General features: G+C 51.2%; 10 protein-coding genes. All 10 read right to left on the reverse strand.

Translation table 11 applies throughout. The annotated features are described in order from the left end of the window. A partial coding sequence (locus ACLQ7H_RS24515) for a helix-turn-helix transcriptional regulator (RefSeq protein WP_411754919.1) occupies positions 1-625 on the reverse strand: 625 nt, incomplete at its 3' end. Positions 626-635: 10 nt separating this feature from the next. Next, positions 636-1,328, reverse strand: coding sequence for a LuxR C-terminal-related transcriptional regulator (locus ACLQ7H_RS24520; protein ID WP_411754920.1), 693 nt, complete (start codon positions 1,326-1,328; stop codon positions 636-638). 174 nt (positions 1,329-1,502) lie between these two features. Next, positions 1,503-2,033 (reverse strand): fimbrial protein, encoded by a 531-nt coding sequence (locus tag ACLQ7H_RS24525; RefSeq protein ID WP_411754921.1) that lies wholly within the window; start codon positions 2,031-2,033, stop codon positions 1,503-1,505. Between the two features lie 86 nt (positions 2,034-2,119). Continuing rightward, entirely contained in the window at positions 2,120-3,148 is a 1,029-nt protein-coding gene (locus ACLQ7H_RS24530) for a fimbrial protein (protein ID WP_411754922.1), read from the reverse strand. A 6-nt stretch (positions 3,149-3,154) separates the two neighbouring features. Continuing rightward, a complete protein-coding gene (locus ACLQ7H_RS24535) occupies positions 3,155-5,722 on the reverse strand; it encodes a fimbria/pilus outer membrane usher protein (RefSeq protein WP_411754923.1) in 2,568 nt (855 codons plus the stop codon). A gap of 102 nt (positions 5,723-5,824) precedes the next feature. Beyond that, on the reverse strand, positions 5,825-6,502 hold the full coding sequence (locus tag ACLQ7H_RS24540; RefSeq protein ID WP_411754924.1) for a molecular chaperone: 678 nt from the start codon (positions 6,500-6,502) through the stop codon (positions 5,825-5,827). Positions 6,503-6,595: 93 nt separating this feature from the next. Further along, a complete protein-coding gene (locus ACLQ7H_RS24545) occupies positions 6,596-7,129 on the reverse strand; it encodes a fimbrial protein (RefSeq protein ID WP_411754925.1) in 534 nt (177 codons plus the stop codon). A 500-nt stretch (positions 7,130-7,629) separates the two neighbouring features. After that, positions 7,630-8,178 carry a tyrosine-type DNA invertase gene (locus ACLQ7H_RS24550; protein WP_411754926.1) on the reverse strand — a complete coding sequence of 183 codons (549 nt, stop codon included), beginning with the start codon at positions 8,176-8,178 and terminating at the stop codon, positions 7,630-7,632. 514 nt (positions 8,179-8,692) lie between these two features. After that, a complete protein-coding gene (locus ACLQ7H_RS24555; protein ID WP_411754927.1) occupies positions 8,693-9,250 on the reverse strand; it encodes a tyrosine-type DNA invertase in 558 nt (185 codons plus the stop codon). Positions 9,251-9,620: 370 nt separating this feature from the next. Next, positions 9,621-9,942, reverse strand: a 322-nt coding sequence (locus ACLQ7H_RS24560; RefSeq protein WP_411754928.1) for an SDR family oxidoreductase, incomplete at its 5' end; no start/stop codon positions are given.

The raw sequence follows: 9,942 nt of genomic DNA on the forward strand, positions 1-9,942 counted from the left end.
GTTCAGAATCATTGCGAACCCCCAACTTGCGCATGCTATTGCACTTATGTGCGCTGATGGTTTTGACACTTCGATGCAGTAAATCAGCCACGTCAGAAACGCTCATTCCTTGCTGCAAGTACTCCAGCACCTTGTGTTCCGCCTGCGTCAATACCACCATACTGTCCTGCACTTGTGCAGGAGAGGAGCTGTGCAGCAGGTACATGGCCATACTGGGGCTACAAACCTTGGCACCGGTCAACGCCTGCGCCATATCACGGCGAGTCTGCTCCTGCGACTCCTGGCGGGCGAGCAGGCTGATGTGCGGCCTGAGATTCAAACGCGTCAACAACGCAATGTCCCGGCAATAAGTGCACACCACGATACGCAGTGCAGGCGCACGTTCAGAGAGCTGCAGCAACTGCTGTGTATCGCGGGCAATCTCCTGCGGTGAGCCACTGAGCACCACCGCCAACAGATCAATTTGTGGCGGCGCCCATTGCGCCAGCAATTGCTCAAGCGAAGAGACCATTACCACCAGGTGCATGGGAGGATCAAGGTTCTGAATAAAATGTGCCATCCCTGCCTGGAGCAAGGGTATGGGGGCAACAACGGCCAGTTTGACAGCCGATAAGGGCGTATTCATGCAGCGACTCCTAGATCAGTAATCCATTACGCGCTAGATAATCTCCACGAGTATAGAGATCGCTATCACTATGGAAGCCGAGCTTAATCATGGCACGGCGTTTATGGGTGCTGATGGTGCGCACATCCCGAGCCAGAACCCGTGCCGTGTCGGTCACGGTTCTGCCGGCAAACAGGCACTCCAGTACGTCCATCTCACGTCCGGTTAGCGATAATGACGGCGCGCCATTGCCAATCAAGTTCACCGCTGACGGGCTAAGACTAGACAACCCCGCCATCGCGCAGAGAACGCCTTGTGTCAGTGATGACAGGGGATCCTGTTTGAGGTAGATACCGCTGACCCTCAACGTTCTCAACTGTGCAAGCAGGTGCGGTTCCTGCAAAGAGGTGGCGACGATAAGCGGCACCCGTGCCCAGTACTGGCGTAAATGACTAATCATTCGCAGCCCCTCCAATACCGACTCACCTTCACCACAGAGTTCAGTGATCACCACGTCCACTTTGCCCTGCTGCATCGCCACCAGCAGATCGCACACTTTCTCTACGTGCACGCAATCCATGATTTGAAACTGTGGTGGCTGGAATGCAGAACAGATCCCGGCACGCGTTATCGGGCAAGCGTCCATGAGCAATACCCGGTCGATACGGCATGCCGTCTGCATTTTCGGTAAGGGAGTGTTGTTCCATACGGTTGATGTCATCATGATAATAGTTCCGTTATTAATGACTCAGCTTGTCCTGATAGGTGCTGGCACCCAAAATAGACTTGGGTGCCGATGTTAAAACTTTCTCTGCCAAAACCCACCGCGGCTAAGGAAAGCAACGTCGGCCATCAAACTTGACCGCGCTTTACCCCCCGCGCGAACTGACCTTACTCATCAGTTATAGGTAAAATCGACTGACATCACCGCAGCGATATTACCCGGCGTGGCCGCCGCTTTGGCATAAGCACTGGCTCTCAGTGCAAATGTCGCCGTGGTGCCTACCACCGTCGAATCCATGGTAGAACCTGGGTTTTGCAAGGTATACGGGGACACATCTTGCTCAACTGCTACCGCCACGTTCCCTGCCATGCCTGTACCGCTGGTCGTCGTATAACGCCCACCAGCCGCAGCATCCGCCGTACCACTAAACGCTGCAGTAACTTTGGTGGTTCCTGTCGGGCAATCTCTTACCACCAGCTTGAACGGTACCGGCGTAGAGGTGTTTCCTGCCGTCGCCAGGCTGGTCGCCTGAATGTTGGTCCCCAGATCGACATTCAAATTTGAGCTGGTGGTGTCTACCGTGCAGGGTGAAGCCACCACGACACCGGTAATATTAACTTGAGTTGGGGCTGCCACTGCCTGATGAACACCAGCGGCCAAAACCAATAGGGCCAGCAGCGTTTGTTGAGCCTGTTTTTTCATCATGTTTCCTTACTGTTGCAGTATATATTCGGGCAAGAGGTTTCTGCCCGAATTCCTTGGGTCAAATAACGGTTGTGCCAAAGCAGGGTTTATTGAATTTCCACATTGACGGTGGCCACGGCGTTAAACTGCCCTAACGCCGGGGTATTTCCCGTCACGTTCATTGGTGCCAGAGTCATAGAACTGGTACCAGATTGTGAAGAATAGTCGAAGGTGACGGGCAGTTGCCCATTGACAGGCGGCACGATATTATTGTTTGCGTCGCGTACCCGAACCCCGATATCAGTATTGTCCGTCTTCAATGCGGTCGGATCCCCACCCGCGGGCTCTCCACTAAAGGATAAGCTGACGACAACACCGTTAGAAATATTGTTACAGGCCAACGTCATATTAACGACTTTAGGGGTAAATCCATTGGCAATCTCACCCATCCTTTTGATGTCATTTGACATGATATTGCCAAACTTGACATCAATTACCTGCCCGGCATTAATATTACAAGATTGTGCTACCGTTACCGACCCATTCATATAGATAGACGACATCGGCATCCCACCATATGATCCACTGACTTTTGAACCATAAAGGTCCAGGATCTTGACGTTGTCTATTGTAACCTGCCCCACAAATGGCCTGGTAAAGTACAAAGACACATAGCCATTAGCACCGGATATCCAGTTCTTTACACCCGAACAGGCGCTGGGAAATAGATTATCCACGTTATCGAATGGGGTGGCAACCCAATCCCTCTTGTTCCCCCCAACATATAATTCAGTTGCCACTTCCAGATATTGATTTAGTGAATAAAAATGTAATCCATTATAGTCCCGCGTGGCTGTCAGATTGCCAGGTACCGCTGCCTTATAGAAGGTGTTGGCCGAGGCGGTACAATCACAATTGGCAGCGTAATTCGCAGCTAAACTCCACTCGTAGGTTCGATTAAAATATGTGCCAGCCGAGTTATCACCTGGACTATCGTACTGTTTGACAAAGGGGAAGTTATATGTCTGCGTGCCGCCTACCGTGGTACACCACCCGGTTGCAGCAAAGCTTGATACGGAAAACAGGCACAGCAGACCGCCCAATGTTAATTTAACTAACCTGATTAACTTCATCATCGTTCCTTACCGACACTGCGCATTCAACAGCTGAATGCCAGCATTCTCTGTGGTTTGTTTCGTCAGGGAATAGCTCACCTGACACTGTTGGTCTGCTCCGCTGCCCCACTTCACATTCAGGCTGCCGCTGTCCGCCATCCCGGTCAGATAAACCTGGCCGTTGTCCCCGACGATAAAGCCCTGTGCTGTTTTCTGTGCCGGATCGCTCACCGTGGCACCGAACGGTACCGGGGCACCGCCCTGGCGTAACAGGGTCATCAGCATTCGCTGGCCCACGCTGGCCTGGAAGTTGGCTCGAACCACTGCGCCGCGGGTTGGTACCACGTTCTGAGAGGTCAACTCCACCTCAACGTCATCTGCGAGCGTTTCGGTATTCAACTGCACCTGATTCTTGCGGTAGGGGCTGACGTACGGCACGATGGCATAACCACGCCAGTCGGTTTTCACCCCGGCCTGATTGTTAACGCCCGTGCCACCGGCCCCTGGCGCTTTCACCAGCGCAATGGTTTCACCCATCGGTTGGCCGAAGGTAATACCGTCCTGGTGCGCCACAATGCCGCCCTTCAGTCCGTAATTCAGACGCTGGCTGTTGCGATCGTAGGCATAGCCCGCCAACACTTCTGCATAGGTACCCCGGTAGTTGGCGTTCAGGTTGCCGCCGTTGCCCACCCCCTGACTACCATAGCTTTCCTGTGCGCCCCAACTCAGGTTGTTATCCGGCAATGCCGTCCCGTTCAGACCGACCGAATGGTTGGTGTTACCCTTCTGGCTGGTGTTCAGGCTATAGCTGGCATAGGTCCTGCTCAACCAGCGATCCAGCGGCAGGCTGACGTTAAGTGCAAACACCTGGTCACGGTCATAAACTACCCTACTGCTGTAGCCACTGGCCGTCGCGTTTTCGTTATAGCTGTAGCTCAGCCCGTAGCTGATACCGTTCCAACTGTTGTTATAACCGGCACCCATCGAGCGCATGGTGCGGTCGCTGTTCCAGTAGTCTTCGCTGACCCAGGTTAATGACAGGGTTCCCGCCGCATCACCCAGATTCTGGCTGATGGTCAACTCACTGCGGTTGCGTTTGCGATCGGTGACCGGATAGCTGCTACCGTCACGATAGGTGTCCATCACTTCCTGCAAGCTGTAGTAGCCATCGGTTGAGTAGCGGTAACCGGCAATCGAGAAGTTGGTGCCGGTCTGCACGATGTTCTTGCTGTAACGAACTCGCCATGACTGACCACTATCTTTTGGCTTGTCTTGCATCGTGGACCATGCCTGGGTCACGTCTGTTGATATAGCACCGATACTCCCCAGGTTCTTACCCAGCCCCAAGGCCACTGACTGGTACTTGCTGGCAAACTGGCCGCCACCGTAGGCGGTGAAACCATTGGACAGACCGTAAATCGCCGTGCCCTGGCTGAACGTCGTCTTGTCTATACTGCCGTCATAAGAACGGTATTGCCCGCTGGTGACCGAGTACTTCAGGCGACCTTCACGTTGCAGCACCGGCAGCGAGGCAAACGGCACCACCGACTGCTGTTCACTACCGTCAGCTTCCTTGATGGTCACGACCAGGTCACCACTCCCCCCGGTCGGGTACATGTCGCTGATTTCAAACGCCCCAGGTGCCACGAAACTCTGGTAAATCACATAGCCGTTCTGGCGGATAATCACCTGTGCGTTGGTTCGCGCAATCCCACGCACCACCGGCGCATAGCCCTTCAGGCTGTCTGGCACCATCTCGTCGTCCGATGCCAACTGCGCTCCGCGGAAAGATACGCTGTCGAACACGTCCGAAGGCGAACTGCTGTCCCCCAGGGTCAACTGACTTTTCAACGCGATAATGTCACGCTGGGCATAGGTATAGACCGTATCCCACCGATCCTGGCCGTCACTGCTGCGGTTCCAGGTGGTGTAGTTACGCAACCGCCACGGCCCGAGGTTGATACCCGGCCGCAGGTTGGCGTACTGGCTGTTGCTATCCTGGCTGTTGCCACTACGTGCATAGGTATTAGCACCGCTCACGTTGTAGTTCAGCAGCAATGCCGGGATACCTTCATCCCACTGTTTTTCGGAAACATAATCGCGCGCGCTTTGTGAGAGTGCCGCCTGCGGAATACTTAGCAGCAACTGCTGTTCGCTGAAACGAAACTTGGCGCTGGCCTGCGGGATGACACTGAGGTTGGCGCATTGTGTATTGGCATCGCCCAGCGCCGGGAACAGCTCGGTTTTCACCCCCAATGCCTTAAGCTGCGCCACGGTCAGACAAGGTTGCAGACTGTCTTTGCCGTCCGCCCCTTTTTGCATGCTGAACGTCACATCCCGTGTATCACGCGGTTCGTTATTGAAGTAGATATCGACACGATAGGTTCCTGGCGCCTGGCCAGTTCCTTCTTCAAACACGGTTAAATCGGTCGCACCCTGGTTTGGGTTATCCATTTGCAGCAGTGCCGGGTTAAAGTAGTCACGCGCCTGTACGCTAAAGGACAGGGTTCCCATCAATGCCAACTGGGCAGCAATCAAATATGCTAGCCTGCTGATGCGCGGCAAGTGCCCGGCCTGGCTTTTATAGTTATTCATCCGTTTTACTCCATCACCTGCAGGGTGAAATACCCCCTGTGTCCTGTGCCCCACAGCCTGTGAGGATGCCTACTAAATCAACGCCATACCTTCCAACACCGGCTATAACGACGCGATTTGCTCTTTGCTTACCGCCCCGTAATCGTTGATAATCTTCCAACTGAGCGAGCCGCCGCTGACCCCGGTTGGCAGCGCAAAGCTTGCCGAACTCATCGGGGCCACATGGGTCACATCGCTCACCGCTTTGCCCGCCACCTTCACCTCAAAGAAGTTCATATAAAACGGCGTCGGGTTGGTTACCTGCAGGCTATTACCACTGCGCCGCCAGGTGAGTTTATCTGCCACTTGTTCCGGCGTGCCTTTAATGCCCTGCGGGCGGTAAAGCAGTTTGATGCGCGTCTTCACCGCAATTTGCAGCGTGTTGCTGACTTCACTCTTGCTTGCCGCCGGGATGGACTTGATGTTCATCCAGTACAACGATTCTTTATCAGAGGGCAAATTACCCCCGGCACGCACCACGCGCAGGATGTTCTTCTGATCGCCATCAAGGCGAAACAGCGGCGGCGTCACCACAAAGGGGGTTTTCTCAGCGCCACCTGCGGTGGTCTCTACCCAGGTCTGGATGAGGTACGGCCCCTTGTCCGGGTTGCTGACGCTCAGTGAAGACTCCTTTTTGCCACCGTCATAAATCAGGCGCGTACCACCCACAATCACACCGGCCTGAGCCACACAGCTCATCATCAGCAAGCTCGCCAGCACGGTGATAGGAATAACTTTCATAGGAAAACCTCATAAAATAAGACATAAAGGCCAGCTCAACTGCCGCTGGCCTGAAATTAGAGAGCCCAGTCCATATGTCGAATCGGTAAGGTCTTAGTTGTAATTGAGGGTGAAGCTGGCGGTGGAGTTCGCAACACCGGCACTAATGACGTTAGAGGTAGAGATATAACGCGCAACGAAATTCAGGTCGTTATCACCCACAGCCAGATCATATGACTTGGATGCGGTAAACAATGGCACTACAGCGTTAGTATCATCGCTCAACTGAATGCCCACACCCGTAGCACCGCCTGCAGCCAGTGCCAGAACAGTGTTGTCACCGTCCACAGCAGTACCGTCAAATTTGACTGAAGCTTTAGTTGCCGCGAGCGGGCAACCAGTCAACTTGATGACGAAATTGGTTGCAGAAGATTTGATACCCGCTGTCGGCGTACCACCAACGTTGAATGAAGTTCTAGCTACTTCACCCAGTTTCACTTGCAACGGGCTGCCTACGTCGTTAGTAACTACGCAAGCGTCATCGGTGATTTTACCAACGAAATCTACTTGACCATCAGCAGCGGCAGCAGCGGTAACGGCAAACACAGAAGATGCCAATACGGCAACAGCAATCAGATTCTTTTTCATACAACTCTTTCCTTCAAATGTAATGCACCCATGTGCATAGCAAAATTATTTGACATAGCCTTATGTCGTTCCCTGTTTATTTAGTTCCAAGCGAGAACCTCTCCCGTTAAATAACCCATCAAGCCGTTAAGCCTTATCGAACCGACGAGTCATTTTGAACTAAAGTGTACCGTCCAATTATTTATGCTGAAAATTCTTAGCGACCAGCATTAAACTCCAGCCGATGAACAATTAATAAACAAAAATGAAACATTAAGACTAGCGATAGCGCTGAGGGGGATTTTTCAGACCTGACAGAAGTGAGCTTGATCAACCACGAATGGGGAAAGGCATATGAGAGCGAACCCTCTCAAAACAAACGCAATACATTGATAATAATGGAATTTTAAAAATCCGAAAAGTTGTCACAACAAATTTGTTGACTCGCGAAAAGATAGTCCCTAGAGTGCGTGACAGTTTAGTTCAAAGTGTACCGGGTGAATTAAATCATTACATTTTGTTTACCAAACTTCTTTAAATCTCCGCGCGTTGCTGGCCGTATAAAGCACGGTGTGCTGAATATTCTTATGTCCCAGAAAATCCTGTATCAACCGAGTATCTATCCCACGATCTGCTAGTGCAAATCCACAACCATGCCGCAACATATGAGGATGAGCGTTAACTTCCAGGCCAGCTAACTCGCTGTAATGACGCATTAACCAGTAGATACGCTGGCGGGATAGATGATTCCCCTTCTCGGAAAGGAATAACCAGTCGCTGTCGGCACCTCGATAAGTGCGTCTGACCTTTAACCAGGCGCGTAACGCTTTATGTTCTTTGGCATATAAAGGATGAATGGTGGAAAAGCCGTTTTTCAGGCGATGGATATAAATGCTTTTACCCTCCAAATCGATATCGGAAAGACGCCAACGATTGATCTCACTGACGCGACATCCGTGGATAAAACACATCCAAATCAAACAGTAATCGCGTTCAGCATGCTTACCATGCTGAGTAGCTCCTAGCAGACGCGCAACTTCGGAAGGAGTCAGATGCTTGCGATTATTCATAGTGCCTCACTGTGACTTTACAAAAAAAAAGTGCAGGGCTATTCATCCTTTTACATACCTACAAGATTCATAGGATCGCTGATGCAAGGGTTGCTACAGTTTCAACCTATCCCAGTTCAGTATAGCGGAGAGACAAAATGACAACAGCCATAGAATGACTAAGGATATCTGGCAAAAAAACATCGCTCCTAGTTAAACGAATATTCTTATTTAATTAATGTAAAAATCCTAAACAATACAATAATAAAATAATTAATTCATTCAATATTGAGTGCTGAAGCCATTACTGGTTTTATATATTTACGCCTATGAAAAACTTTTTTCTAATTGGAGACTCTATTTAAAGTAAGCTTAAATAGCTCCACAGCATCTACCACACTCGTGGCTATTTATTACTCCATGACGCGTGACTCTCTAGAGATGGGTAGACATAAAATGTTAAACTCAACCATCATTGGATGAGTTTAACCGTCATAGATGAATTAAACAGGCTATTTCCCAAGCGGATTTTAATCTATATTCTAATCGAGCGGAAACGCCCCGCGTTACTGGCAGTATAAATTACCGTATTCTGAATATTTTTATGGCCTAGATAATCTTGGATTAAACGAGTATCGATGCCGCCATCTGCCAGCGCATAGCCGCAGGCGTGGCGTAACATATGCGGATGCACCGGTACGTTCAGGCTAGCGCGTTCACCATACTCGCGGATCAGGCGATGCAGTTGCTGGCGAGAAAGCCGCCCCCCCTGGCGTGACAGAAACAGAAAATCACTCTCTGCTTCAAGATATTGCGGACGCTTGGCCAGCCAACTGACCAGTGCGAACTGCTCACGCGGCTGGATCGGATGCTGGACGGAAAAACCGTTTTTCAGGCGATTGACATACAATTTATTGCTGAGTAAATCCAAATCCTGCAGGCGCAGATTACAGAGTTCAGAGACGCGCAATCCATGAATGAAGCAAACCAGTAACATACATTTATCGCGGACAGTATTCTTATGGTCAGGAATTGCATCAAGTAAACGCTGTACCTCATCCATACTCAAAAACTTACGATTATTCTTAGCCACTATGCGGTATTTCCCTATACACGTTTTGTTTAAGATATTGGATTTAACGCTATCGGAAAATTCCGGTCAAGCTTTCAGTTCTATACTTATCATAACTTTGTGGAATAAATCGAATTTCAGCGGGTCTAGTTTCATTTATTCATTTGTAACCTCTGGTAATGCTGCGTCCTGAAGCGTGTTTTTTGAACAGGCAGGCTTCACAAGAGTGCTTTATTTAACCACGCAGATCGTGAGCTAGACTCACCATTTTGATAGAAGGAGCTCTGGGGTAGGGGGCGATCGTGGATGCTCTGAAGTGATGCAATAGGGGTTATCGAAAGCGCTTGGGGTATGCAGAGATACCCCAATAGAAGAGTAAACCAGGCTTGCCTTAGACGGTCAAACCCCCGTCAAGCACCAGGTTTTGGCCCGTCATATAACGGCTGTCATCACCGATGAGAAACGCGGTGGTACGCGCCACCTCGCTGGCTTTGCCCAGGCGGCGCAGGGGGATCTGCTTGCGCAGCGCTTTCAGCGCTTCCGGCGGAATGGCCTGCGTCATCTCGCTTTCGATAATCCCGGGCAGCAGGCAGTTCACCCGGATACCAAAGCGCGCCACTTCCAGCGCCAGAGATTTCCCCATGCCGATCATCGCCGCTTTGCTGGCCCCGTAGGCCGTTTGCCCGGTGTTGCCCTTGATGCCCGTCACTGAC

The organism is Serratia sp. (in: enterobacteria) (assembly GCF_046715635.1).
Taxonomy (GTDB): domain Bacteria; phylum Pseudomonadota; class Gammaproteobacteria; order Enterobacterales; family Enterobacteriaceae; genus Chania.

Coding starts and splice junctions, on each gene's coding strand:
- ACLQ7H_RS24525 (WP_411754921.1), bottom strand. CDS start 2,033: ATGATGAAAAAACAGGCTCAACAAACGCTGCTGGCCCTATTGGTTTTG.
- ACLQ7H_RS24535 (WP_411754923.1), bottom strand. CDS start 5,722: ATGAATAACTATAAAAGCCAGGCCGGGCACTTGCCGCGCATCAGCAGG.
- ACLQ7H_RS24520 (WP_411754920.1), bottom strand. CDS start 1,328: ATGATGACATCAACCGTATGGAACAACACTCCCTTACCGAAAATGCAG.
- ACLQ7H_RS24550 (WP_411754926.1), bottom strand. CDS start 8,178: ATGAATAATCGCAAGCATCTGACTCCTTCCGAAGTTGCGCGTCTGCTA.
- ACLQ7H_RS24540 (WP_411754924.1), bottom strand. CDS start 6,502: ATGAAAGTTATTCCTATCACCGTGCTGGCGAGCTTGCTGATGATGAGC.
- ACLQ7H_RS24530 (WP_411754922.1), bottom strand. CDS start 3,148: ATGATGAAGTTAATCAGGTTAGTTAAATTAACATTGGGCGGTCTGCTG.
- ACLQ7H_RS24545 (WP_411754925.1), bottom strand. CDS start 7,129: ATGAAAAAGAATCTGATTGCTGTTGCCGTATTGGCATCTTCTGTGTTT.